At 74.3% G+C, this 24,568-nt stretch carries 25 protein-coding genes; 9 read left to right on the plus strand and 16 right to left on the minus strand.

The window, feature by feature from the left end; translation table 11 throughout:
- A partial coding sequence (locus BLS67_RS21975; RefSeq protein ID WP_131801821.1) for a hypothetical protein occupies positions 1-441 on the minus strand: 441 nt, incomplete at its 3' end.
- 233 nt (positions 442-674) lie between these two features.
- On the opposite strand from BLS67_RS21975, the gene BLS67_RS21980 reads away from it, so the two are divergent.
- The gene (locus BLS67_RS21980; protein WP_091250158.1) at positions 675-860 is read left to right on the plus strand and encodes a hypothetical protein; all 186 of its coding nucleotides are present in this window, start codon (positions 675-677) and stop codon (positions 858-860) included.
- A 3-nt stretch (positions 861-863) separates the two neighbouring features.
- On the opposite strand, the gene BLS67_RS21985 is transcribed toward BLS67_RS21980, so the two are convergent.
- Complete coding sequence (locus BLS67_RS21985; RefSeq protein ID WP_165617693.1) at positions 864-2,087, minus strand: MFS transporter; 1,224 nt, start codon at positions 2,085-2,087, stop codon at positions 864-866.
- A 183-nt stretch (positions 2,088-2,270) separates the two neighbouring features.
- On the opposite strand from BLS67_RS21985, the gene BLS67_RS21990 reads away from it, so the two are divergent.
- Genes BLS67_RS21990 through BLS67_RS22000 form a run of 3 tightly spaced genes read left to right on the plus strand, consistent with a single transcriptional unit; the run spans position 2,271 to position 5,922 of the window.
- Positions 2,271-4,559, plus strand: coding sequence for a xanthine dehydrogenase family protein molybdopterin-binding subunit (locus BLS67_RS21990; protein ID WP_091250165.1), 2,289 nt, complete (start codon positions 2,271-2,273; stop codon positions 4,557-4,559).
- A complete protein-coding gene (locus BLS67_RS21995; RefSeq protein WP_091250168.1) occupies positions 4,559-5,062 on the plus strand; it encodes a (2Fe-2S)-binding protein in 504 nt (167 codons plus the stop codon). Before BLS67_RS21990 ends, BLS67_RS21995 begins: the two co-directional genes overlap by 1 nt.
- Positions 5,059-5,922: an FAD binding domain-containing protein gene (locus tag BLS67_RS22000; protein WP_091250171.1), complete on the plus strand. Its 864-nt coding sequence runs from the start codon at positions 5,059-5,061 to the stop codon at positions 5,920-5,922. Before BLS67_RS21995 ends, BLS67_RS22000 begins: the two co-directional genes overlap by 4 nt.
- A 161-nt stretch (positions 5,923-6,083) precedes the next feature.
- Here BLS67_RS22000 and BLS67_RS22005 read toward each other — a convergent pair whose 3' ends face one another.
- Positions 6,084-7,376, minus strand: a complete 1,293-nt coding sequence (locus tag BLS67_RS22005; RefSeq protein WP_207500809.1) for a sulfate adenylyltransferase subunit 1 — start codon at positions 7,374-7,376, stop codon at positions 6,084-6,086.
- A 65-nt stretch (positions 7,377-7,441) separates the two neighbouring features.
- Between BLS67_RS22005 and BLS67_RS22010 the strand changes: the two genes are divergently transcribed.
- The gene (locus BLS67_RS22010; protein WP_091250174.1) at positions 7,442-7,663 is read left to right on the plus strand and encodes a hypothetical protein; all 222 of its coding nucleotides are present in this window, start codon (positions 7,442-7,444) and stop codon (positions 7,661-7,663) included.
- On the opposite strand, the gene cysD is transcribed toward BLS67_RS22010, so the two are convergent.
- From cysD to BLS67_RS22040, 6 genes are all read right to left on the minus strand, one after another.
- A complete protein-coding gene (cysD, locus tag BLS67_RS22015) occupies positions 7,654-8,562 on the minus strand; it encodes a sulfate adenylyltransferase subunit CysD (protein ID WP_091250177.1) in 909 nt (302 codons plus the stop codon). The two genes, BLS67_RS22010 and cysD, sit on opposite strands and share 10 nt — an antisense overlap.
- Positions 8,563-8,656: 94 nt before the next feature.
- Positions 8,657-9,388, minus strand: a complete 732-nt coding sequence (locus BLS67_RS22020) for an inositol monophosphatase family protein (RefSeq protein ID WP_091250180.1) — start codon at positions 9,386-9,388, stop codon at positions 8,657-8,659.
- A complete protein-coding gene (locus BLS67_RS22025) occupies positions 9,388-10,098 on the minus strand; it encodes a PaaI family thioesterase (RefSeq protein ID WP_091250184.1) in 711 nt (236 codons plus the stop codon). The genes BLS67_RS22020 and BLS67_RS22025 overlap by 1 nt, the downstream gene beginning before the upstream one ends.
- A gap of 24 nt (positions 10,099-10,122) precedes the next feature.
- Positions 10,123-11,541 carry a sensor histidine kinase gene (locus BLS67_RS22030; RefSeq protein ID WP_242654278.1) on the minus strand — a complete coding sequence of 473 codons (1,419 nt, stop codon included), beginning with the start codon at positions 11,539-11,541 and terminating at the stop codon, positions 10,123-10,125.
- 110 nt (positions 11,542-11,651) lie between these two features.
- A complete protein-coding gene (locus tag BLS67_RS22035; RefSeq protein ID WP_091250187.1) occupies positions 11,652-12,374 on the minus strand; it encodes a response regulator transcription factor in 723 nt (240 codons plus the stop codon).
- Positions 12,375-12,480: 106 nt separating this feature from the next.
- Positions 12,481-13,269 (minus strand): siderophore-interacting protein, encoded by a 789-nt coding sequence (locus tag BLS67_RS22040; protein ID WP_091250191.1) that lies wholly within the window; start codon positions 13,267-13,269, stop codon positions 12,481-12,483.
- 213 nt (positions 13,270-13,482) lie between these two features.
- On the opposite strand from BLS67_RS22040, the gene BLS67_RS22045 reads away from it, so the two are divergent.
- Positions 13,483-13,692, plus strand: a complete 210-nt coding sequence (locus BLS67_RS22045) for a hypervirulence associated TUDOR domain-containing protein (protein ID WP_091250194.1) — start codon at positions 13,483-13,485, stop codon at positions 13,690-13,692.
- Between the two features lie 19 nt (positions 13,693-13,711).
- Here the strand turns inward: BLS67_RS22045 and BLS67_RS22050 are convergent, their stop codons facing one another.
- The gene (locus tag BLS67_RS22050) at positions 13,712-14,425 is read right to left on the minus strand and encodes a hypothetical protein (protein WP_091250197.1); all 714 of its coding nucleotides are present in this window, start codon (positions 14,423-14,425) and stop codon (positions 13,712-13,714) included.
- Between the two features lie 217 nt (positions 14,426-14,642).
- Between BLS67_RS22050 and BLS67_RS24630 the strand changes: the two genes are divergently transcribed.
- A complete protein-coding gene (locus tag BLS67_RS24630) occupies positions 14,643-16,799 on the plus strand; it encodes a LytR C-terminal domain-containing protein (RefSeq protein ID WP_242654279.1) in 2,157 nt (718 codons plus the stop codon).
- A gap of 69 nt (positions 16,800-16,868) precedes the next feature.
- On the opposite strand, the gene pstB is transcribed toward BLS67_RS24630, so the two are convergent.
- The 6 genes from pstB to BLS67_RS22085 all read right to left on the minus strand — a co-directional run bounded on the left by pstB (position 16,869) and on the right by BLS67_RS22085 (position 22,807).
- The gene (gene pstB / locus BLS67_RS22060; protein ID WP_091250199.1) at positions 16,869-17,648 is read right to left on the minus strand and encodes a phosphate ABC transporter ATP-binding protein PstB; all 780 of its coding nucleotides are present in this window, start codon (positions 17,646-17,648) and stop codon (positions 16,869-16,871) included.
- A gap of 25 nt (positions 17,649-17,673) precedes the next feature.
- Complete coding sequence (pstA, locus tag BLS67_RS22065; protein WP_091250201.1) at positions 17,674-18,753, minus strand: phosphate ABC transporter permease PstA; 1,080 nt, start codon at positions 18,751-18,753, stop codon at positions 17,674-17,676.
- Entirely contained in the window at positions 18,753-19,709 is a 957-nt protein-coding gene (pstC, locus tag BLS67_RS22070; protein ID WP_091250203.1) for a phosphate ABC transporter permease subunit PstC, read from the minus strand. Before pstC ends, pstA begins: the two co-directional genes overlap by 1 nt.
- A gap of 112 nt (positions 19,710-19,821) precedes the next feature.
- Entirely contained in the window at positions 19,822-20,934 is a 1,113-nt protein-coding gene (gene pstS, locus BLS67_RS22075; RefSeq protein ID WP_091250206.1) for a phosphate ABC transporter substrate-binding protein PstS, read from the minus strand.
- A 203-nt stretch (positions 20,935-21,137) separates the two neighbouring features.
- Positions 21,138-22,079: a mycothiol synthase gene (gene mshD, locus BLS67_RS22080; RefSeq protein ID WP_091250387.1), complete on the minus strand. Its 942-nt coding sequence runs from the start codon at positions 22,077-22,079 to the stop codon at positions 21,138-21,140.
- A complete protein-coding gene (locus BLS67_RS22085; protein WP_091250210.1) occupies positions 22,076-22,807 on the minus strand; it encodes a winged helix family transcriptional regulator in 732 nt (243 codons plus the stop codon). Before BLS67_RS22085 ends, mshD begins: the two co-directional genes overlap by 4 nt.
- 98 nt (positions 22,808-22,905) lie before the next feature.
- On the opposite strand from BLS67_RS22085, the gene BLS67_RS22090 reads away from it, so the two are divergent.
- Complete coding sequence (locus tag BLS67_RS22090) at positions 22,906-23,736, plus strand: alpha/beta hydrolase (RefSeq protein WP_207500810.1); 831 nt, start codon at positions 22,906-22,908, stop codon at positions 23,734-23,736.
- Entirely contained in the window at positions 23,733-24,554 is an 822-nt protein-coding gene (locus BLS67_RS23950; RefSeq protein ID WP_091250214.1) for a hypothetical protein, read from the plus strand. Before BLS67_RS22090 ends, BLS67_RS23950 begins: the two co-directional genes overlap by 4 nt.
- Positions 24,555-24,568 lie beyond the last annotated feature (14 nt).

Consider the following 24,568-nt stretch of genomic DNA (forward strand, 5'->3'; position numbering starts at 1 on the left):
GATGCGCCCGTCGGCCAACGCGTGCCACACCACCGGGAACTGCCGCACCAGCGCCAGGTCGTCGTCCACGAGGTAGCGGGCGGAGGCCACGGACATGTTCAGCAGGACCGCCACCTCGTCGGGCAGGAAGTCATCCGCCGCCTGCAGCGACGGGTCATCGACATCGGCGTCCGGGCGGGTGTCGGTGCGGGCACCGGGGGCGAACGGCAACGGCTGTCGAGCACCGAGGGTGGCCTTGCGCTCGATCAACCCCGCCCGGTACGCGGCCAGCGCGGACATCTGCCGGTGCACCGAGGCGAGCTCGGCATCCAGCTCGACGCCCTCCAGGCCAGCCGAGGCCGCCAGCCCGGTCAACCGCGGCAGCACCACCGGACCCTCATCACGGACAGCAGACAGGCGCGGGGTGACCTCCACCCAGAACCGCTCCGCCGTCGCCGTCATGGACCCAGTCCACCAGAGGGGTACGACAATTCCGGGACCACGGCCAGGCTGCTGAGCAGGGGATTCTCCGCGATCCAGCACTCACCGGCCGTGACGACGACCGACGTCGGTGGGCCCACACCGACGCCGGTGCGCCCCGAGCGGTGGCCCGCCGGCCAGGTGCAACGGTTTGTGAATCCCCGGCGCAGGGGACGAACCCTCCGAACGTCCGTCGACGAAGGGTCCAGAACGCCATGAGCAAGCACAGCGTCGAGTCGCACAGCGTCGAGACCCACACCGAAGCGGCCGGCGAGGGGATCAGCGACCGCGAGATGGTCGAGACCGTCGCCGAGCAGACCGACAGCGCGTCGGAGAACGCCCAGAACGCCGGCAAGGACTGGGACGGCGACCCCTCGCAGGCCCCCGACCCGACCGAGTAGGGATCAGGCCCGCGACGGCTCCGGCAGGACGACGTCGCGGGCCGCCCCCCACCCGGCCCAGGCCATCGGCAGCAGCAGCACGAGCAGCACCCCGATCGACCACGACCACCCGCCCGTGGCGTCGTGCAGCGCGCCGAGCACCACGGGGCCGGCAGCGGCCACCAGGTACCCCAGGCACTGGGCCACCCCGCCCAACCGCGCGGCGGTGAGGGGGGTGGCGCTGCGCAGCACGACCAGCGTCAGCCCGAGGGCGAACCCGCCGCCCTGTGCCACCCCGAACAGCGACACCCACACGACGGTCCCGGTCGTGGGCAGGAGGAGCAGCCCGCCCAGGCCCACGGCGTAGCAGGTCAGCGCGATCACGACCAGCGGCCGCTGACCCCGCCCGCGCAGCTGCAGCCGGCCGGCCACCGTGGGGCCGAGGAAGGCGCCCACCGCGCCGGTGACCGTGGTCAGCGCCAGCAGCAGCCCGCCCTCGGCGACCGGCAACCCGGCGTCGGCCAGCAGCGTGGGCAGCCAGGCCGCCAGCGCGTAGAACTGCGTGCTCTGCATGCCCAGGAACAGCGTGACCCGACGGGCCAGGCCGTGCCGCAGCAGGCCCCACGAGCCCCCCGGCGCGGCGACCGCGCCCCGGGCCGCCCGGCCGGTGCCGGCCACGGGCAGCCACACGGCCAGCGCCAGGACGGCGAGCACGCCCCACAGCGCCAGCGCCCCCCGCCAGTCCAGCCCGAGGGCCGTGCCCAGCGGCACGGTGAAGGCCGCGGCGACCCCGGCCCCGACGTTGAGCGCCGCCGAGTAGACGCCCATCACCAGGCCCGGTTCGGCGAACTCGCGCTTCACGTAGGCCGGCACCAGCACGTTGGCGATCGCGATGGCCCCGCCGGCGACGACCGTGCCGCCGTACAGGGCCGCGACCGGGTCCAGCAGCCGCAGCGCGGTCCCGACGGTCAGCAGCACCAGCGACGCGGCCACCGCCGTCTCGAGGCCGACCTTCCGGGCCAGTCGTGGGGCCACCGGGGCGAAGGCCCCGAAGCAGAGCACCGGCAGCGAGGTGAGCAGGCCGCCCAGCGTGCTGGACAGCCCGGTGTCGGCGCGCAGGGCGCCCAGCACCGGGGCGACCCCGACCAGGGCCGGCCGCTGGTTCAGCGCGACCACGACGACGGCGACGAGCAGGGCCCACCGCGTGACGCGGGTGCCGGCAGCCGGTGCAGCGCCCGTGGAACCCACCTCAGCAGCAGACCACGAGCAGTCGCCGGGCCGGTGCTCCGGGGTGGGTGGCACTGAGTGCAACTCGCGTGCGACCTGGGGTGGTCCCGCTCACAACCATCGTGCGACAGTGACCGGGAGCACCCTGCCGGGATCCGTCCGGCACGGCGCGTTCCACCCGTCGTCCATCACGGAAGCGAGCGCATGAGCATCCTCGGCACCAGGGTCGTCCGCACGGAGGACCCCCTCTTCCTCACCCGTGGGGCGGTCTACACCGACGACCTCACCGACGAGCGCCTCACCGGCGCGCTGCACGCCACCTTCGTGCGGTCCACCGTCGCCCACGGCACCGTCACCGAGGTCGACGCCTCGGCCGCCCGGGAGGCCCCCGGCGTCGTCGCGGTCTACACCGCCGAGGACCTCGGCGACCTGCAGCCGGTGCCCCCGCCGCTGCCGTTCCTCGACGCCGGCTTCTCCCGGCCGTGGCTGGTGCCCGTGGGCGGGCGCGTCCACTTCGTGGGTGACCTGGTCGCCGTCGTCCTCACCGAGGAGCGCTACCAGGGCGAGGACGCCGCGGAGGCCGTGGTCGTCGACGTCGACCCGCTGCCGGCCGTCGTCGGCACCGCCGCCGCGGCCACCGACGAGACCGTGCTGTTCCCCGAGGTGGGCACCAACAAGGTCGCCGCCTTCGGCGAGCCGGCCCCCGACGACTTCTTCGCCGACTGCGAGGTCGTGGTCACCCGGGCCATCGCCAACCAGCGCGTGGCCGCAGCCCCGCTCGAGACCCGGGCGGCCTCGGCCGCCTGGGGCGAGGACGGCCGGGTCACCATCTGGTGCACCAACCAGGGCGCCCAGCAGGCCAAGGGCCAGATCGCCGGCTGGCTCGGCCTCGACGCCGAGAAGGTCCACCTGATCACCCCCGACGTCGGCGGCGGCTTCGGCGCGAAGATCGGCGCCGACCAGGAGTACGCCTTCGTCGCCTGGCTGGCCCAGCAGGCCGGCCGGCCGGTGCGCTGGACCGAGAGCCGCTCGGAGAACATGACCGGCATGCTCCAGGGCCGCGCCCAGGACCAGGTCATCACCATCGGCGGTGACCGCGACGGCACCGTCAAGGCGTACAGCCTGGTCGTGCAGCAGGACTGCGGCGCCTACCCGCGCATCGGCACCGTGCTGCCCACCCTCACGATGCTGATGGCCGCTGCGGTCTACGACATCCCGAAGGTGCACGCGCAGGCCACCTGCTACGCCACCAACGGCACCTCGATCGGGGCCTACCGCGGCGCCGGCCGGCCCGAGGCCACCGCCGCCGCCGAGCGGGCGATGGACCTCTTCGCCGCCGAGATCGGCATGGACCCCGCCGACGTCCGGCGGAAGAACTTCATCCCGGCCTTCACCGAGCCGTTCACCACCGCCTCGGGCGCCACCTACGACAGCGGCGACTACACCGCGGCGCTGGACCGGGTGCTCGAGGCGGCCGGCTACGCCGACCTGCGGGCCGAGCAGGCCCGCCGCCGCGAGCGCGGCGACGCCCGGCAGCTGGGCATCGGGATCTCGGCCTACGTCGAGATCACCGGCGCCGACTCCGGCCACGGCACGTCGGAGAACGCCGAGCTCGAGGTGCACCCGGACGGGACGGCGACCGTGCTCACCGGCACCTCGCCGCACGGCCAGGGCCACGCCACCACGTGGGCGATGCTGGCCAGCGAGCAGCTGGGCATCCCGGTCGAGAAGATCACCGTGCTGCACGGCGACACCGACCGCATCCCCGACGGCGGCGGCACCATGGGCTCCCGGTCGCTGCAGCAGGGCGGCGCCGCGGTGCACCAGGCCGCGGTCGAGCTGGTCGAGGTGGCCCGCAAGCGGGCCGCCGAGCTGCTCGAGGCCAACCCCGACGACCTCGAGGTCGACCTGGCCAACGCCGGGCTGAGCGTCAAGGGCACCCCGGGCACCGGCATCACCTGGGCCCAGCTGGCCGCCGACGAGCAGCTGATCGTGCAGACCACGTTCACCGCGAACGCACCGACGTTCCCGTTCGGGGCGCACGTGGCGGTGGTCGAGACCGACGTCGAGTCGGGCAAGGCCGTGGTCACCCGGCTGGTCACCGTCGACGACGCCGGCACGATCATCAACCCGCTGCTGGCCGAGGGCCAGCGGCACGGCGGCATCGCCCAGGGCGTGGGCCAGGCCCTGCTCGAGGAGATCCTCTACGACGAGGACGGAAACCCGCAGACCTCGACGTTCGCCGACTACCCGTTCGTCTCGGCCACCGAGCTGCCCAGCTTCGAGCTGGTCGAGATGGCCACGCCCACCCCGATGAACCCGCTCGGGGCCAAGGGCATCGGCGAGGCCGGCACCATCGGCTCCACCCCGGCGGTGCAGTCCGCCGTCGTCGACTCGGTCGCCCACCTCGGCGTCCGGCACGTCGACATGCCCGCCACCTCCATGCGGGTCTGGAAGGCCATCCGCGAAGCCCAGAAGGGGAGCACCAACTGATGCAGGTCTCGATGACCGTCAACGGGCAGCAGCGGACCGACGAGGTCGAGCCGCGCATGCTGCTGGCGCACCACCTGCGCGACAACCTGGGGCTGACCGCCACCAACATCGGCTGCGACTCGACGTCCTGCGGTGCCTGCACCGTGATCGTCGACGGGCTGACCGTGAAGAGCTGCACGGTCCTCGCCCTGCAGGCCGAGGGCAGCGAGGTGACCACGCTGGAGGGGCTGTCCACCGACGGCGAGCTGCACCCGGTGCAGGCCGCCTTCCGCTCCGAGCACGGCCTGCAGTGCGGGTTCTGCACCTCGGGCATGGTCATGGCCGCGGTCGGCGTGCTGGCCGACAACCCGAACCCCACCGACCGCGAGGTCCGCGAGGGGCTGGAGGGCAACCTCTGCCGCTGCACCGGCTACCACAACATCGTGCAGGCGGTCCTCAAGGCCGCCGAGTCCGGTCCGGCCGCGGGCCAGGTCCCGTCGTCGAAGCAGGAGGTCTCGGCGTGATCCCCTCGCAGTTCGACTACGTGCGGGTGTCCACCGTCGACGAGGCGGTGGCGGCGCTGGCCGAGCACGGCGAGGACGCCAAGATCCTGGCCGGCGGGCACTCGCTCCTGCCGATCATGAAGCTGCGGCTCGCCGTCCCCACGGTGCTCATCGACATCTCCGGCGTCGAGGAGCTGAACTACGTCCGCGTGGACGGCGACCACGTCGCCATCGGCGCGGCCACCCGGCACCACGACCTGGAGAAGTCCGAGGTGGCGCAGGCCGAGGTCCCGCTGCTGCCGCACGTGGCCGCCCGCGTGGGCGACCCGCAGGTCCGGCACCGCGGCACCCTCGGCGGCACGGTCGCGCACTGCGACCCGGCCTCCGACCTGCCCACCGCGCTGCTCGCGCTGGGCGCCACCGTGGTGGTCGCCGGGCCGGGCGGTCGGCGCGAGATCCCGATCACCGAGTTCTTCCTGGGCTTCTTCGAGACCGCGATGGAGGAGGGGGAGCTGATCGTCGAGCTGCGGGTGCCGCGCACCGGCGCCGGCGGCTGGGGCTACGAGAAGTTCACCCGCCGCGAGAACGACTGGCCGATCGTGGCCGCCGCGGCGGTGCACCTGCCCGACGGCTCGGTGGGCGTGGCGCTGGCCAACATGGGCGGCGTCGTCCTCAAGGCCGCGGCGGTCGAGGCCGCCCTGGCCGAGGGGAAGAGCATCGAGGAGGCAGCCGAGCTGGCCGCCGAGGGCACCTCGCCGTCGTCGGACATGCACGCCGACGTCGAGTACCGCTCCCACCTGGCCAGACTGCTGACCAAGCGCGCCCTCAAGGTCGCCGCCGGCGAGACCGAGGCCAGCACCGCGGAGTCCACCGCCGCGTAGGCACATGGATCTCGCTCCCGGCCTGGTGACCCGGGCCGGGAGCGAGACCACGGTGACCCCGAGGAGTGGGGCCCGGAGGGTCCCGCGATCGAGGGGCTCAACGGCTCAACGGCCGTCGGGAACGGCCGTTGGCCGCGGTGCGATCCGGAAGGATCGCAGTGTCACAGCATCCCGGCGCCGACGGTGGCGTTGGTGGCCTCGTCGACCAGGATGAAGCGGCCGGTCGCCCGGTTGCGGTGGTAGTCGTCGACGAACAGCGGCTGGGTGGTGCGCAGGGTGACCCGGCCGATGTCGTTGAGCCCGAGCTCGCCGGCCTCCTCGTCGTGGTCGAGGGTGTTGACGTCCAGCCGGTGGTGCACGGACTTCACGACGGCGCGCACCGAACGGGTGGTGTGCTTCAGCGCCAGCTTCTGCCGGGGGCGCAGCGGCTCGTCGGTCATCCAGCAGACGACGGCCTCGACGTCCTGCGTGACTGTGGGTGCGCCCTCGGCGCGGCAGATGAGGTCGCCGCGGGAGACGTCGACGTCGTCGGCCAGCCGGATGGTGACCGCCATGGGCGGGAACGCGACCTCCACCGGGCCGGCCGGGCCGTCGATGGCGGCGACGGTGGTGGTCAGCCCGCTGGGCAGCACCTGCACCTCGTCGCCGACCCGGAACACCCCACCGGCGACCGTGCCGGCGTAGCCCCGGTAGTCGCGGTGCGCGTCGGACTGCGGCCGGATGACGTACTGCACCGGGAACCGGGCGTCGTCGTAGTTCACGTCGCTGGCCACGTCGACGTGCTCGAGGTGGTGCAGCAGGCAGGGCCCGTCGTACCAGGGCATCCGCTCGGACGGCGTGACCACGTTGTCCCCGGCCAGCGCCGAGATCGGGACGACGGTGAGGTCCGGGACGTCAAGCTTCGCGGCGAAGGCGGTGAACTCGTCGCGGATGGCGGTGAAGACCTCCTGCGACCAGTCGACGAGGTCCATCTTGTTCACCGCGACCACCAGGTGCGGCACCCGCAGCAGCGCAGCGAGGGAGGCGTGCCGGCGGGACTGCTCGAGCATGCCCTTGCGGGCGTCGACCAGCACGATCGCGAGGTCGGCGGTGGAGGCGCCGGTCACCATGTTGCGGGTGTACTGCACGTGGCCGGGGGTGTCGGCCAGGATGAACGTGCGCCGCGGGGTGGTGAAGTACCGGTAGGCGACGTCGATGGTGATGCCCTGCTCCCGCTCGGCGCGCAGGCCGTCGGTCAGCAGCGACAGGTCGACGTGGTCGCCGCGGCTGGCCCGGGAGATCGCCTCGTACTGGTCCTCGAACACGGCCTTGGAGTCGTAGAGCAGCCGGCCGATCAGCGTGGACTTGCCGTCGTCCACCGAGCCGGCCGTGGCGATCCGCAGGATGTCCTTGCGGGCGGTGGCGATCTCGGCGGCCGCGGCGGCCAGCTCGTCGTGGATCTCGGGGGCGCTCACGCGGCCACCTCCTCGTGCTGGGGCTCGGACTGGCTGGGGACGGCGCGGGGGCGGAGGCTGGGCGGGTGTTCTTCGCCCCGCTGGTGCCCGGGCTGCTGGTCGTCCTGGTGGGCTACCTGGTCGGCTACGGCCTGACCGTGCTGCTCAGCCGCGGGCTGGACGCCGCGTTCGGCACCCCGCTCGGCGCCGGTGCGCCCGAGGTCGTGGGCTGGCTGCTCGGCGTGGCGCTGCTGGTCGGCCTGGTGCGCTGGTGGCTGGTCCGCAGACGGAGACGGCATCAGAAGTAGCCCTCCTTCTTGCGGTCCTCCATGGCGGCGTCGCTGACCTTGTCGTCGCCGCGGGTGGCGCCGCGCTCGGTCAGCCGGGTCACCGCGATCTCGGCGATGACCTCCTCGACGGTCGAGGCGGTGGAGCGCACGGCGGCGGTCAGGTTGGCGTCGCCCACCGTGCGGTACCGGACCGACTCCCGGACCACGGTCTCGCCGTCCCTGGGCGTGATGAACTCGTTGACCGCGTAGAGCATGCCGCCGCGGTCGACGACGTCCCGCTCGGCGGCCAGGTACAGCTCGGGGATCGCGATCTGCTCCTGGGCGATGTAGCCCCAGATGTCCAGCTCGGTCCAGTTCGACAGCGGGAACACCCGGATCGACTCACCGAGGTGGATGCGCCCGTTGTAGAGGTCCCAGAGCTCGGGGCGCTGGTTCTTCGGGTCCCACTGGCCGAACTCGTCGCGGAAGCTGAACACCCGCTCCTTGGCGCGGGCCTTGTCCTCGTCGCGGCGGGCGCCGCCGAACAGGGCGGTGAAGCCGTGCTGCTCGACGGCGTCCAGCAGCACCGGGGTCTGGATCCGGTTGCGCGAGCCGTTGGGCTCCTGCTTCACCGTGCCGGCGGCGATCGCGTCGGGCACCGAGGCCACCACCAGCTCGACCCCGAGCTCGGCCACCCGTCGGTCGCGGAACGCCAGCACCTCGGGGAAGTTCAGCCCGGTGTCCACGTGCATCACCGGGAACGGGATGCGGGCCGGGGCGAAGGCCTTGCGGGCCAGCTCGAGCATCACGATGGAGTCCTTGCCGCCGCTGAACAGCAGCACCGGCCGCTCCAGCTCGGCGGCCACCTCGCGCAGCACGTGCACGCTCTCGGCCTCGAGCGTCTGCAGCTGGGTCAGGTGCAGGTCGGGGGTGCTCACGCGCGGGTGCTCCGGGGGATCGGGGACGACGGCCTGGACCCTCCAACCACACCGGTGTGGTGGGGATTCCGCCGACCAGTCTCCGGCATGCCGGTCAGCGGACCGCAGCCAGCACCCGGTCGGCCAGCTCGGGGCGGCACACGACGAGGTCGGGCAGCCAGGTGTCGGCCACGTTGTAGCGCAGCGGGGAACCGTTCAGCCGCGAGGTGAACAGCCCGGCGGCCCGGGCCACGGCGACCGGGGCGGCGGAGTCCCACTGGTACATGCCGCCGGCGTGCACGTACGCGTCGGCCTCGCCGCGGACGACGGCCAGCGTCTTGTAGCCGGCCGACCCCAGCGGCACGAGGACGGCGTCGAGCGCGGCCGCGGCGGCGCGGGCCACCTCCGGCGCGCGGGACCGGGAGACGGCGACCCGCAGCGGCCCGGCCGGCACCGCCGGGACGACGGGCGCGGGATCGGTGGTGAGCACCTCGCCCAGCGCGGGCAGCCCGACGGCGGCCGCCGTCAGGTCGCCGGCCCCGCGCTCCCACAGCGCGACGTGCACCGCCCAGTCGTGCCGGTCGCCGGAGCGGTACTCCTTGGTGCCGTCCAGCGGGTCGACGATCCACACGCGGTCGGCGTCCAGCCGCTGGTCGGTGTCGGTGGCCTCCTCGCTGAGCACGGCGTCCCCGGGTCGGTGCTCGGCCAGCAGCGCCGCGATCGCCCGCTGGGCCTCGGCGTCCCCGGCGTCCCCGAGCGCGCCGTCCCGGAGGCGGCCGTCGCGGAGGGGGAGCAGGACGTCGGCGGCGGCCCGGGCCGCGGCGGCGGCGAGCTCGACGTCGTCCACTACCGGTCCTCGTGCAGGGCGGTGGCGTCGGTGGCCCGGCCGGGTGGGCGGTGCTGCCCGGAGGCGTCGGTGACGTCGCCGAAGTAGGCGGCCAGCTTGTCCTCCCGCGGGGTGACGAAGACCCCGGACACCTCGACCAGGATGCGGTCGGGGTCGGCGGCCAGCGCGATCGACCCGGCCATCGTCGTCCGGCGGCCGTGCTCCTCGGCCACCCAGGCCCGCAGCACGACAGGGGTGTCCAGGGGCACCGGGCCGCGGTAGTCCAGCGCCAGGTGGGCGGTCATGCCCCACCGGCCGGCCCGGATGGCCGCCGTTCCCAGCATCTGGTCCATCAGCAGACCGCTCATCCCGCCGTGCAGGAACCCCGGCGGGCCCTCGTACTGCAACCCGAACGACGCCTCGGCGACCACGCCCGGGCCCTGGTCGTCCGCGCGGATCCGCAGCGGCGGGGCGACGGCGCTGCCCACCCCGGTCACCGGGGAGAAGACCCGGCGGAAGGCGACGGGGTCGTCCAGCACCGGCAGCTGGTGCCGCTCCCGGGTCTGCGCGCGCAGCCGGGTGGCCAGCTCGCGGGCGGTGGCCGCGACGTCCTGCAGGTCCGCCGGCGGCACGGTCGTGCGCACGGAGGCGTCCACCAGCCCGCGCAGCGCGTCGCCGAGCTCGGTCACCGCGGCCATCAGCTCCGGGTCGTACCCGGTCTCGGTGCTCACCCGCGGACCGTAACCCGCGGCCGGTCAGTCCTGACCGGCCGGACCCGATCGGGGGAGCCGGACGGCGAACGCGGCGCCCTCGCCCGGGGCCGTCGTCACCGTGACCGTGCCGTGGTGGGCCTCGACCAGCGAGGAGACGATCGACAGGCCGAGCCCGGTGCCGCCGGCGGCCCGGGTGCGCGAGGAGTCGGCCCGGTAGAAGCGCTCGAACACCCGCTCGGCGTCCTCGGGCGACATGCCCGGGCCCTGGTCGGCGACGGTGACGACGACGGCGTCCGGGTCGCCCGGCTCCTCCGACAGCCGCACGGTGACCGGCGTGCCGGGCGGGGTGTGGGTGAGGGCGTTGGTGACCAGGTTGCCGATGACCTGGCGCAGCCGGCCCTCGTCGCCGAGCACGACCGGGACGTCGGTGAGCGAGTCGGTGAGGTCCAGCGCGATGGGCCGGTCGGGCTGCACGGCGCGGGCGTCGTGCACGGCGTCCGCGGCCAGCTCGCCCAGGTCGACCGGGAGCGAGGCGACGGGGCGGTGCTGGTCGAGGCGGGCCAGCTGCAGCAGGTCCTCGACGAGCGCGCCCATGCGGGTGGCCTCGGCCTCGATCCGGCCCATCATGCGGGTGGTCTCCTGGGGGTCGCCGGAGGCCCCGTGCCGGTACAGCTCGGCGAACCCGCGGATCGAGGTCAGCGGGGTGCGCAGCTCGTGGCTGGCGTCGGCGACGAACCGGCGCATGCGGCTCTCGGACGTGCGGGCCTGCTCCTCGGAGGCGGCCTGCGCCTGGAAGGCCCCCTCGATCCGGCTGAGCATGCCGTTCAGCGCGCGACCCAGCCGGCCGACCTCCGTGCGGTCGTCGCCCTCGGGCACGCGGCGGGACAGGTCACCACCCGCGATGGCGGCCGCGGTGTGCTCCACCTCGATGAGCGGCCGCAGCGATGTTCGGACCAGCACGTAGCCCGCGACGCCCAGCAGCACCAGCACCAGCGCGCCGACGACCAGCTGCACGAGGATCAGCCGACCGAGGATGCGCTGGTCGTCGGACAGGTCGATGCCGACGGTGATCACCGTGCTGTCGGTCAGCTGGTTGGAGATCAGCAGCCACGACGTCGTGCCGTCGCTCGAGGGCAGGGTGAAGGGTGCGTCGTCGTAGGAGGCGATGGAGGACGGCGTGATGGCCGAGACGTCGGGCAGGGACCCCTCGCCCCCGTACCCGTCCCCGCCCTGGACGATCACCGACGTCTGGTCGTTCGCGCAGGCGATCAGGGTGGGTCCGGGGTAGCGGAAGGCGGTGTTGCACAGCTGGATGGTGTCCGCGATGCGCTCGCTGAGGGTCTGCACCTGGTCCCGCAGCTGGGTCTGCTGCTGCCCGATGAGGTACTGGCGCAGCTGCGAGGTGGCCACGTAGCCGGTGACCGCGAGCGCCACAGCCACGAGCACGACCAGCAGCGCCACCAGCCGGACCCGCAGCGGTACCCGCGGGTGGGCGTACCGGGACGCCGAGACGGGCGGGGAGACCTGCTCCCCGCCCGTCTCCTGCGCCGTGGTGCCGGTGGCGGTGATCGTCAGCTCCCGCGGGGCAGGCGCAGCGAGTAGCCGACGCCGCGCAGGGTGTGCAGCAGGCGGGGCTCGGTGGTGTCGATCTTGCGGCGCAGGTAGGAGATGTAGGACTCGACGACGTTGGCCTCGCCGTTGAAGTCGTAGTTCCACACGTGGTCGAGGATCTGGGCCTTCGACAGCACCCGACCCGGGTTGCTCATCAGGTAGCGCAGCAGCTTGAACTCCGTCGGCGACAGGCTGATCAGCTCGCCGGCCTTGAGGACCTCGTGCGACTCCTCGTCCAGCTCGATGTCGGCGAAGGTCAGCCGGGGCGCCTCCTCGACCTTGCGGGCGCCCTGCGTGCGGCGCAGCACCGCGCGGATGCGGGCCAGCACCTCGTCGAGGCTGAAGGGCTTGGTGACGTAGTCGTCGCCGCCCAGCGTCAGGCCGGACACCTTGTCCTCGGCGGCGTCGCGCGCGGTGAGGAACAGCACCGGGGTGTGCGTGCCGTTCTGCCGCAGCCGGCGGACCACGCCGAAGCCGTCGAGCCCGGGCATCATCACGTCGAGCACCAGCAGGTCGGGGCGGAACTGGGCGGCGGCCGCGAGGGCCTGCTGCCCGTCGGCCGCGGTGGCCACCTCGAAGCCGGCGTAGCGCAGGCTCGCCGAGAGCAGCTCGCGGATGTTGGGCTCGTCGTCCACGACCAGGAGCCGCGCCTCGGGCGCTCGCTGCCCCGTGCTGCTGGACATCTGTCCTCCCAGGGACCGCTCGGGCGCCGTCGTCGTCATGGGCACAGGTTCCGGACAGCTGCTGAGGTCGCCCTGGACGCTACCTGTGAGGAGGCTGCGAACGTCGTCATCCGGCGGGGGACATCGCCCGACCCCGCCGCCAGTACCCGATCGCGTGGTGCTGGGTGCGCCCCAGGCCCCACCGGCTGCGCAGGTCCGCCCGCACCGATCGGACGGCGGCGGACTCCGCGGCCACCCACGCGAACACGTCGTCGGTGCCCGGCCGGTCCAGCGCGGCCACGGCGTCGACCAGCAGGGTGGTCGTGCCGGGCTCAGCGCCCCCGCGGTGCAACCAGCGCAGCTCGACCCCGGGTGGGGCCGGCAGCGGCTGCTCCTCGGCCGGCCCGGCCACCTCCAGCAGGGCCACGCCCCGGGTGCCGGGGTCGGCGGCGGCCAGGATGCGGGCGATCGCGGGGACGGCGGTCTCGTCGCCGGCCAGCAGCAGCCAGCCGGCGGGGGAGCTGCCCAGCGGGGCGGTGCTGGCCAGGCCGAGCAGGGACCCGGGGACGGCCGCGGACGCCCAGGCCGCGGCCGGGCCGTCGCCGTGCAGCACGAAGTCGACGTCCAGCTCGCCGGTCACCGCGTCCTGCCGGCGGGCGGTGTAGCTGCGCAGGCTCACCCCGTGGCTGCCCTGCGGCCACACGATCCGGCCGTCCCGGGCGACGTCGGGCCAGCGCGGGGCGGCGTCGTCCACCCGCGGGACGAGCAGGGCCAGCGTCGGGCCGGCGGCCGCCACGACGTCCGGTGCCCCGCGGAGGGTGACCCGGCGGACCGCCGGGGTCACGGTCGCGGTGGACACCACGGTCAGCACGTCGACGGGGCGGGATCCATCCTCGGTGGTCACGACGGCGGTCACAACCGGCCAGCCTAGGAGGGGCCGACCCGGACGGCCCCGGGGGAGGGGACCGACCGGGCCGACCTGGGGACGACGGTAGGCAGCCGGGCGGCCGGCCGGTAGTCCCGCTCATCCCGAGGGGTGATACCGGCGCTTGCGCAGCTCGGCACCCGGTGCAGGTGTGCGACCGGTGACGCGTGGGCAGCCTGTCGGTCCCGACCCGCAGGAGGAACGATGAGCGACGAGCTGAAGAAGGGTGACGACGTCACCTGGAAGACCCACGGCACCGAGACCGAGGGCACCGTGACGAAGAAGATCACCTCGGAGACCGAGGCCGGTGGCCGGAAGGTCAAGGCCAGCCCCGACGAGCCGCAGTACGAGGTGGAGAGCGACAAGAGCGGCAAGACCGCCGTGCACAAGCCCGAGGCGCTGGACAAGAAGTGACCGCCCGCCGGGGAGGCGGTCAGCGGCTGCGCTGCTCGGCCTCCTCCTCGGCGATCTCCTCGGCCCCGCGCCGGCGGAACAGCTTGGACCCGGGGAAGCCCTTGGCCAGCTCGCGGAGGTCCTGCACGGTGTCCAGCAGTGCGTGCACGTCCGGCGCCACGTTGTCCAGCGAGGCCAGCACCGGCAGGACGTCCTCGTCCAGGTGGCCCACCAGGGTGGGCAGCCGGTCGACCAGCTTCACCAGGGCCTCCACCTCCACGGGGTCGAGGTCGTCGGCGAACCGCTTCAGCAGCGGCGCCAGCTGGGTCAGCGTCGGCTCGTAGGCCGCCAGCAGGGGCGAGGTGCGGTCGAGCAGGCCCGACGCGCTGCCGACCAGCTCGTCGGCGTTCGCCCGGGTCGCCCGGGCCTCGGTGACCAGCCCGTCGGCGGCCCGCCGCGTGCCCTCGACCCCGGAGATGGCCGCGTCGGCCGCCGTGCGGGTGGACTCCACACCGCGGATGGCGGCGTCGGCGCGCTCCTTCGTGGCTGCGACACCCGCGACGGCGTCCTCCGCCCGGTCGACCACGGCCTCGACCCGCGCCAGCAGGACCGACACGCGGTCCAGCAGCAGCTCGGCCTGGCCGACCGCGGTGACCACCCGGGGCACCAGGGCCAGGGACTCGGTGACCAGGTCGCGCAGCCCCTCGGCAGCGGAGAGCACGTCACCCGGGCCGGGGAGCAGGGGGATCTTCACCAGCGGGACGCTACGCAGGGCAGCTGTGCACCGCGATCGGGCCGGCGACCCACCGACCGGCGTGACTCCGTGTCGATGTGTCGACCGCAGGGCGTGGGAATCCCACTCGTGTAGTTCTGTCCGTACTGTGGAGTCGAACGGTGACGCTGCGGGAGCGTCCTCGCGGGGCCGCGCTCGGCACGAGCGCCCTCGACCGGGAACGACGACGACGACGAGGGTGTCCACACCGGTGGCGGACGAGGGCAGGCGCGGGGGACCCGACGAGGGGCGCGACGTCGACGCTGCTGCCCCTCGTGCGGCCCGGGGAGCCACCACCGACGCGCAGCTCACCGTCGACGCGCTGCTCGCCCGCTCGTGGGCCGGTGCCGCACCGGGCAGCGGTGGTCGCCGGCGTGCCGACCGTCGGGCCCCGGCCGCCGCGCCGCCGTCCCGCCCGGCGTCCTCGTCCTCGCCCCGCCCGAACACCACCACACCGCCGCCGTCGGCCCGCCCGAGCTCACCACCGCCGTCCCCCCGGCCGGCCACCCCGCCGCGACCCACCCCGCCCGTCGCCGCCCCGGCCGTGGCCACGTCGGCCCCGGCCGTCGCCGATCCGGTCGTCGCCGTCCCGGTCGAGCGTCGCCCGCTGCCCCCGGCCGCGCCGGCAGCCGCCACCGCCGCTGCCCCCGCCGTGCCCGAGTCGTCGCCGCTCCCGCCGCGGCCCGTCCCGGCCCCGGTCCCGCAGCCGCCGGTCCCGCAGAGCCCGGTCCCGCAGAGCCCGGCCGCCGTGGCCGCACCGGCGACCAGCGAGCTGCCGGCGTCGGGCATCGTGGCGGGGCCCACGACCAGCGCCGTCCCGGCGCAGACGGCAGGCCCCCGGCCCACGCTGCCCCCGGTCCCCGTCGCCCCGCCGGCCGAGACCGACCGGCCCGCGCCGGTCACCCGGACGTCGGCCCCGGTGCCGCCGCTGCCGGGCACCGAGCGGGCGCAGCGGCACTCCGCACCGGTGCCCCCGCTGCCGGGCACCGAGCGCGGCGCCCGCCCGTCGGCGCCCGTGCCGCCGCTGCCGGGGCTGCGCCCGTCGGCCCCGCTGCCGCCCATCCCGGGCCTGGACGTCCCCGTCGCGAAGCCGGCGCCGACCCGGGCCGAGCGCCGGGCCGCGATGAGCCCGCTGCGCCGCCGACTGGGGCGGTCGGCCGTCGCGATCGGTGTGCTGGTCGGGCTGGTCGGTGCCTTCTACGTCGGGCTGTACTTCTACGCCGACCGCTCGACCGACCGGGTCGCCGCCCTCACCCCCGGTGCGCCCGAGGTGCTGGCGCCCCAGCTGCAGGTCGACGAGACGACCTGGCTGGTGCTCGGCACCGGTGGGCCGGGGGCCGAGGGACCGGGTGCGGTGACCACCCAGCTGCTGCGCGTGGCCGACGACGGCGACTCGGCGGTGCTGCTCGACGTCCCCCCGACCGCGCTGGTCGACACCCCCGAGTGCCGGACGCCGGACGGCGACCTCCGCCAGCCGGTGACCGAGCCCCTCGCCGACGCCCTGCTGCAGGGCGGCCCCTCCTGCCTCGTCCGGGCCGTGCAGCAGCTGTCCGGCCTGCGGGTGGACCACCTGCTGGACGTCGACCTCGGCGCGGGCCAGGCTGCGGGCAGCGCGGCCTGCCCCACCGACGCCCTGCCCGTCGCCGACCTCGCCATGCTGGCGAACCCGGTGCGGGCGGCCTCGGTGCTGCTGGACGCCGCCGGCGACCTCACCCTCGACCACGACACCACGCTGGCCGACCTGCGGTCCCTGGGGGCCACGCTGCGGGACCTGCCGGCCGGTGCGCTCCAGCGGACCTCGGTGCCGGTGGCCCGGGTGGGTTACGTGCCCACCGGCGGCACCACCGCCCAGGTGCTGCTGGACGGCGCCGGGAACCGGGACCTGTTCGACGCGGTGATCCGCACCGGTGCGCTGCCCGAGGTGGCCGACGACGCCGCGGCGACCACGGCGGCGACCACCGTGGCCCCGGAGGCCGACGCCTCGGTGACCCTGGCGCCCTCGGCGGTGACCCTCACGGTGCTGGACGCCACCGGGGACACCACCGACCCGACCACCGGCGCCGGTGCCACCGCGGCCGCCGCGCTGCAGGCGCAGGGCTTCGTCGTCGGCCAGGTCGCGCTGGAGCCGGCCCGGGTGGCCACCAGCGTCGTGCGCTACGCCCCCGAGGCGGTCGAGCAGGCCCGCACGGTCGCCGCCGCCGTCCCCGCTGCCGTGCTCGAGCCCAGCGACGCCGTGGGCGGGGGCGTGCAGCTGGTCGTGGCCGCGCCCGACCTCGCCGTGCAGCCGGTGGCCGTGGGCGCCGCCGTCCCCACGACGAGCGCCCCGGCGACGGCCCCCACCGCCACCTGCGGCTGACCCCGCGGACGCAGCAGCCCCCGTCGACCTCGGTCGACGGGGGCTGCCACGGACGGGACGAGGTCCTCCTCAGCCGAAGCGGCCGGAGATGTAGTCCTCGGTGGCCTTCTGGTCGGGGTTGGAGAAGATCTTCTCGGTCGGGTTGAACTCGATCAGCCGACCGGGCTGACCCACCCCGTTGAGGTTGAAGAAGCCGGTCTGCTCGCTGACGCGGGCGGCCTGCTGCATGTTGTGCGTGACGATGACGATGGTGAAGCGGTCCTTCAGCTCCGTCATGAGGTCCTCGATGGCCAGCGTCGAGATGGGGTCCAGGGCCGAGCAGGGCTCGTCCATCAGGAGCACCTCGGGCTGGACGGCGATCGCGCGGGCGATGCACAGGCGCTGCTGCTGGCCGCCGGACAGGCCCGAGCCCGGGCGGTTGAGCCGGTCCTTGACCTCGTTCCAGAGGTTGGCGCCCTTGAGGGAGGACTCGACCAGGTCGTCGAGGTCGCTCTTCTTCATCTTCTTGGCGTTCAGCCGCACCCCGGCCACCACGTTGTCGTAGATCGACATCGTCGGGAACGGGTTCGGGCGCTGGAAGACCATGCCGATCTGGCGGCGGACGTCGACCGGGTCGACGTCGGAGCCGTAGAGGTCCTGGCCGTCGATGACGACCTTGCCCTCGACGCGGGCGCCGGGGATGACCTCGTGCATGCGGTTCAGAGACCGCAGGAAGGTGGACTTGCCGCAGCCCGAGGGCCCGATCAGCGCGGTGACGCTGCGGGGCTCGATGGAGACGTTGACGCCCTCCACGGCCTTGAAGTTGCCGTAGAAGATGTCCAGGTCCGAGACGTCGATGCGCTTGGCCATGTCTGGTGTGCTCCTGGTTCCTCGGTCAGCGACCGGTCTTGGGGGCGAAGAAACGACTGATCAGGCGGGCCACGACGTTGAGGGCCATGACGATGATGATCAGGACGAGCGCTGCTGTCCAGGCCCGGTCGATCCCGAACTGCGGCGGGACGCCCGGCTGGGTCAGCTGGTAGTAGGCGTAGACCGGCAGCGTGGCCATGCGCCCGTCGAAGGGGTCGAAGTTGGTGGCGGCGGTGATGCCGACGATGACCAGCAGCGGTGCGGTCTCGCCGATGACCCGGGCGATCGACAGCGTCACGCCGGTGCCCAGGCCGGCGATGGCCGTGGGCAGGACGACCTTGGTGATCGTGCGCCACTTGGGCACGCCCAGGGCGTAGCTGGCCTCGCGCAGCTCGTTCGGGACGAGCTTGAGGACCTCCTCGGCGGACCGGACGACGACCGGGATCATCAGCACCGACAGCGCGACCGCGCCGCCGAGGCCGAAGCGCACGCCGGGGCCGAAGAAGATCGCGAACAGGGCGTAGGCGAACAGACCGGCCACGATCGAGGGGATGCCGGTCATCACGTCGACGAAGAACGTCAGCGCCTTCTTGAGCTTGCCGCGGCCGTACTCGACCAGGTAGATCGCGGCCAGCAGGCCGACCGGCACCGAGATCAGGCTGGCCAGGGCGGTGATGATCAGCGTGCCCATGATGGCGTGGTAGGCGCCACCGCCCTCGCCGACGACGCCGACCATCGAGTTGGAGAAGAACGTGCCGTCCAGCCGGGTGATGCCCTTGCTGACCACCGTGTAGATCAGCGAGACCAGCGGCACCATCGCGATCGCGAACGCCGAGGTGACCAGCGAGGTGACCAGCCGGTCGGTGGCCTTGCGGCTGCCCTCGACGACCCGGGAGCCGACGTAGGTGACCAGGCAGCCCAGCACGACGCCGTAGACGGCGAACAGGCCCCAGGAGAAGCCCGAGAGCAGCGTCAGCAGCCCGGCGACGACCAGGCCGGCGACGTAGAGCCCGACCCCGCCGTAGCGGGGCAGCTTGCGGCGGGTGCCGACGGCGGGCGTCATGGGGTCGAGGTCCTCCGGGCGGGTGGGGGTCGAGGTGGTCATCAGTTCGCTCCGGAGAAGTCGGCCCGGCGGTTGACGACGTAGCGGGCCAGCATGTTGACCGCGAGGGTGATGACGAACAGCACCAGGCCGGTGAAGATCAGCGTGCTGACCCCCAGGCCGCTGGACTCGGGGAACTGCAGGGCGATGTTGGCCGCGATGGTGGAGGGGTTCGACGAGCTGATCAGGTTGAACGTGACCCCGCCGGAGACCGACAGCACGATGGCGACGGCGAGCGTCTCGCCCAGCGCCCGGCCCAGGCCCAGCATCGAGCCGCCGATGACGCCGGACTTGCCGTAGGGCAGCACCGCCATCTTGATCATCTCCCAGCGGGTGGCGCCGAGGGCCAGCGCGGCCTCGCGGTGCAGCGCGGGGGCCTGCACGAAGACCTCGCGGGAGATGGCCGAGATGATCGGCAGGATCATGATCGCCAGGACCAGGCCCGCGGTGAGCATGGTGCGCCCGGTGGCGGACGCGGGGCCGGCGAAGAGCGGGATGAAGCCGAGGTTCCGCTCGGCCCAGGCGTAGAAGGGCACCATGGCCGGCGCGAGCGCGGCCAGGCCCCAGAAGCCGTAGACGACGCTGGGGATCGCGGCGAGCAGGTCTATCAGGTAACCCAGGGTCGCGGCGATCCGCTTGGGCGCGTAGTAGGTGATGAACAGCGCGATGGCCACGCCCAGCGGGGTGGCCACGAGCAGGGCGATGACCGCGGCCAGCAGCGTGCCGAAGACCAGCGGGCCGACGTAGCTCCAGACGCCCTCGCCACCGGCGATGTCGGCGGCGGGGGCCGAGATGGCGTCCAACGACTCCGTGATCAGGAACGCGGCCACCCCGGCGAGCACGACGAGGATGAGGATGCCGGCGCCGGTCGACAGCCCGGCGAACGTGCGGTCACCGGCGCTGCGGACGGCCCGCGTGGGCTTGTCCGCCGTGCGGGGCGGGGTTTCGAGCGAGGTCACCTGGACTCCGAGCTTGCGGGTGGGCGGTGCGGGGGAGTGGTGCCGGCGGCCGCGCTGCCGCCGATGCACGGGTGGCCCGGACGCACGGAGCGTCCGGGCCACCCGCGGTGGATCAGCTGCCGGAGGTGATGGCGTCGATCGCGGTCTGCGCCTGCTCGCGGAGGGTGTCCGACAGCGGGGCGCTGCCCGCGGCGTCGGCACCGGCCTGCTGGCCGTCCTCGCTGATGACGTAGCCGAGGAAGGACTTCAGCAGGTCGGCCTGGGTCGCGTCGTCGTTGCTGATGCAGCCGATGTGGTAGCTGACCAGCACGATCGGGTACTCGTCGGCCGAGGTCGTGGTGCGGTTGATGCTGTAGGCGAAGTCGTAGTCGCCCCGGCCCGAGACCAGCTCGGAGTTCTCCACGACGGCCGCGGCGGCCTCGGGGGAGGGGGCGACGAACTCGCTGCCGACACCGATCTTGGCCACGCCGAGGTCACCGGCCTGCGACTCGTCGGCATAGCCGATGGCGCCCTCGCCGGCCTGGACCGCGGAGACCATGCCCGAGGTCTGGTTGGCGGCCTCGCCACCGGACAGCGGCCACTCGCCGGAGGCCTTGTCGGTCCAGACGGAGGAGGCGGCCTGGGCGAGGTAGTCGGTGAAGTTCTTGGTGGTGCCCGACTCGTCGGCCCGGTGCACGGGGGTGATGGTGGTGGAGGGCAGGTCCACGCCCTCGTTGTCCGCGGCGATGGCCGCGTCGTCCCAGGTCGTGATCGCGCCGGTGAAGATGCCGGCCAGGGTGTCGGGCGAGAGGTTCAGGTCGTCGACGCCGGGCAGGTTGTAGACGACGGCGATCGCCGAGATGTAGTCCGGGAGCTCGAAGACGCCGTCGCTGCCGCAGCGCTCCTGCGCGGTGGTCAGCTCCTCGTCGGTGAGGGCGGCGTCCGAGCCGGCGAAGTCCACGCCGCCGGCGAGGAACTGCTCGCGGCCGCCGCCGGACCCGACCGGGTCGTAGTTGACGGTCACGTCGGGCTGGATCGAGGAGTACCCGGCGGTCCAGCCCTGCATGGCGGCCTGCTGGGCGGACGAGCCGGCCCCGTTCAGGGTGCCGCTCAGCTGCTCCTGGCTGGTGGTCGCGCCCGAGGAGTCGGTCGAACCGCCCTCGTTGGAGGCGCCGCACGCCGCGAGGGCGAGGGTGCTGGCGAACGCCGCGGACAGGGTCACGGCGCGCGTCTTGGTGCTGAGCATCAACTCAGGGCCTTTCGACTGGTGGTGCCCGGACGTCGGAGCCGGGCAGTGAGGTCCAACGGACGAGGACGCTAAGCAGCCGAGGTGGACGGATCCGGCTCGCTCGGTGAACGGGGGATGAACGCGTCCTGAGGCTTGGGACACAGCCGGAGGACCATCGCGCGACCGTCGGGTGAACGATGCCGTTCCGGCTTCACACCGGGCTACGGGGAGGTCGGCTCCCGGTGCCACTGGACGTCCACGGCGAAGCGCGTGAAGCCCGACTTCTCGTACAGCGCGACCGCCGTGGTGTTGTCCTCCTCGACGTAGAGCAGGACGTCGGAGAGCCCTCGGCCGCGCAGGTGGGCCAGGCCCAGGTCGGTCAGGGCGCGACCCAGCCGCAGGCCCTGGGCGTCGGGGTCGACGCCGAGCACGTAGACCTCGCCGACCGCCTCGTCGGCGGCCTCGCCCGCCGGGTGAACCTTGGTCCAGTGCGACCCGAGCAGGGTCTGCGTGCCGTCCGGGGCCTCGCGCCAGGCGAGCAGGAAGCCGGCGGGGTCGAACCAGGGCTCGGCCTCGCGCAGCGCGACGTCGTGCGCGGTCATGCCGCCCTGCTCGGGGTGGTGGGCGAAGGCCCGCGCGTTGACCCGGAGCCAGGCCGTCTCGTCGACGCCCGGGCGGAACGGGCGGACGACGACGTCGTCGGGCAGCGCCGGGCGCGGGTCGGGGTCGACGCCGGCCAGCGGCATGCGCATCTGCAGCAGCGTGCGCGCCCGGGTCCACCGGCGGGAGGCGGCGAACCCGGCCGAGCCGGGCAGCTCGCCGTGCGCCCAGACCGCCAGGGGCGCGTCGCCGGCCAGCTGCTCGACGGTCTCCGCCAGCACCGAGCCGAACCCGCGGCGCCGGGACCCGGGGTGGACGACCAGCTCGGCCTGCCAGCCGTCGTCCGCCCTGTCCAGCCGGGCGTACCCGAGCGCGCCGTCGCCGTCGTGGAGCAGCACGTCGCGGCCGTCGTCGGGGCCGCCGTGCCGGAGCCGGAGCTCGGCCTCCTCGCTGAGCGGGCGGACGCCGTCGACGTCGGCGGCCACCCGGACCAGGGTGACCGCGTGCTCGAGGAGCTCGCCGGTGAGCCGGGGGACGACGACCGGGCGCCGGGCGTCGGTCAGGGGACGGCCGGCGCGTCGCTGGTCTGCGCGGCCGCCGCGGTGGCGTCGGCGACCTGCTGGTCGAGCTTGTAGCCCACGTTGCGGACGGTGCCGATCAGCGCCTCGTGCTCGATGCCCAGCTTGGCCCGCAGGCGGCGCACGTGGACGTCGACCGTGCGGGTGCCGCCGAAGTAGTCGTAGCCCCAGATCTCCTGCAGGAGCTGGGCGCGGGAGAAGACCCGGCCCGGGTGCTGCGCGAGGTACTTGAGGAGCTCGAACTCCTTGTAGGTGAGGTCGAGCGGGCGGCCGCGGAGCTTGGCCGAGTAGCTGTGCTCGTCGATGACCAGCTCGCCGGCCTTGGTCACCCCGCCGTCGTCGGCGGCGCTGGGGGAGCTGGCGGCCGTGCGGCGGGCCAGGGCCCACTTCAGCCGGGCGTCGACCTCGGCGGGGCCGGCGGTGTCGAGCACGACGTCGTCGACGCCCCAGTCGGCCGACAGCGCGACCAGGCCGCCCTCGGACAGGACGGCGACCAGCGAGGCGGCCACCCCGGTGGAGGCCAGCAGGCCGCACAGCGTGCGGGCCGAGACCAGGTCGTGCCGGGCGTCGACCAGGACGACGTCGCCGGAGTCGCCGTCGAGCAGGCTGCCCAGCTCGGGGGCCACGACGCGGACCTGGTGGGCCAGCAGGCCCAGCGCGGGGAGCACCTCGGTGGTCGCCTGGCGGGCGGAAGTCATGAGCACGAGTCGCATGCCGTCTCCTCATGGGTCCGTCGACACCGGTGTCGTGATGAACCGGCAGGATATCCGACGTGCGGCGAGATGTGACCCCGGCGATACCTCGCCGTGACGTGACGGTGCGCACCTCGGACGGCGTGCGCCTGCACGGGATCGTGGTCCCGGCGGACCCCCCGCGTCCACCGACGCCGGGTGAACGGCGGCTGACCTTCGTGGTGGCCCACGGGTTCACCAACTCCACCGCGCGGGTGCCGTTCCTGCGGCTGGCCGGGTACCTGCGCCGGTTCGGCGAGGTGCGCGGGCTGGACTTCCGTGGCCACGGGCGCTCGGGTGGGGCGTCCGGGGTGGGCGGCGACCCCGAGCTGCTCGACGTCGACGCCGCCGTGCGGGCCGCCCGCGAGGACGGCGCCACCACGGTCGTCACCGTCGGCCTGTCGATGGGCGGCGGCGCGGCGCTGCGGCAGGCCGCGATCGGCGAGCACCGGCCCGACGCGGTGGTGAGCGTCAGCGCCGTCAGCCGGTGGTTCGTGCGCGACACCCTGCCGATGCGGCGGGTGCACTGGCTGCTCGAGACGACGGCCGGCCGGCGGCTGGGCTCCCGGGTCATGGGGGTCCGGCTGGCCCCGCCGTGGCCGGCCAACCCGCCGGCGCCCGTGCAGCTGGTCAGCCGCATCGCCCCGACCCCCCTGCTGCTGGTGCACGGCGACCGCGACACCTACTTCCCGCTCGAGCACTTCCGCACGCTGGCGCAGGCCGCCGGTCCGGCCGCCGCGGTGTGGGTGGTGCCGGGCATGGGGCACGCCGAGAACGGCATGACCGGGCCGCTGGCCGAACGCATCGGCCGCTGGGCGCGGGACACCGTCGGTCGCGACCCGGTCTGGGACGATGCCCGGGTGACCTCCGCCGGGACCTCAGCCGGGACCGCTGCGGGCGAGGGCCGGTGAGCCACTCCGCGCTGGAGACCGACCTGCCCCGGGTGGCCCACCACCTCCCGGCGGCCGGTGCGGTGGTGGTCGCGACCGGCCTGCTCGTGGGCCTGCCGGTGGTGCTCGGCGACACCGGGCGGGGCATCGGCGTCCTCGTGCTGCAGCTGGCCCTGGTCGCGGCCTGGGTGCTGGCCACCGGCATCCGGGGGTTCGTCGGGTCGCTGGGCATCGGGGCCGCCGCGGCGGTCGGGGCCGACCTGCTGCTCGGGCTGCCCGACCGCCCCGACCTGGGCCTGCTCCTGCTGGTCCTCGGCCCCGGGTTCCTGCTGGCCGTCGTGCACCAGATGGCCCGGCCGGCGCCGCGCCGCTACCTGGTCGCCTCGCTGGCCGGGGTCCTGCTGCTGCTGTGCGGCGTGGCGGCGCTCGCGGTGCTGCTCGCCCTGGGCCGCACCCCCGACGGCGACCGGCTGGCCACCAGCGCGGTCCTCGTCGTCGGGGCGGCGCTGCTGGTCGGGCACCTGGTCGACGCCGTGCTGCCCCGCCCGGTGATCGCCGCCGGCGTGCCCCGTGGGCTGCTGGGCCTGGTCCTGTCGGTGCTGGCCGGGGTGGCCGTGGCCCTCCTGCGGCGCCAGCCCGGCGACCTGGTCGACGCGCTGTCGGCGGCGACCTACGGCGCGGCGATCGGCGGCGTGGCCGCCCTGGTCGCCGTCGGCGCCTCCTACGTCGTCTCCGAGCGCCCGCAGCGCGGCCCGGCGCTGCCGGTCGTGCAGGCCGTGCTGCCGTTCGCCGCCGCGGCGCCGGTGGCGTTCTTCCTGGCGCTGCAGACCAGCCTCTAGCTCTGCGAGACTGG

The sequence above is a fragment of the Klenkia soli genome, assembly GCF_900103975.1.
GTDB classification, from domain to species: domain Bacteria; phylum Actinomycetota; class Actinomycetes; order Mycobacteriales; family Geodermatophilaceae; genus Klenkia; species Klenkia soli.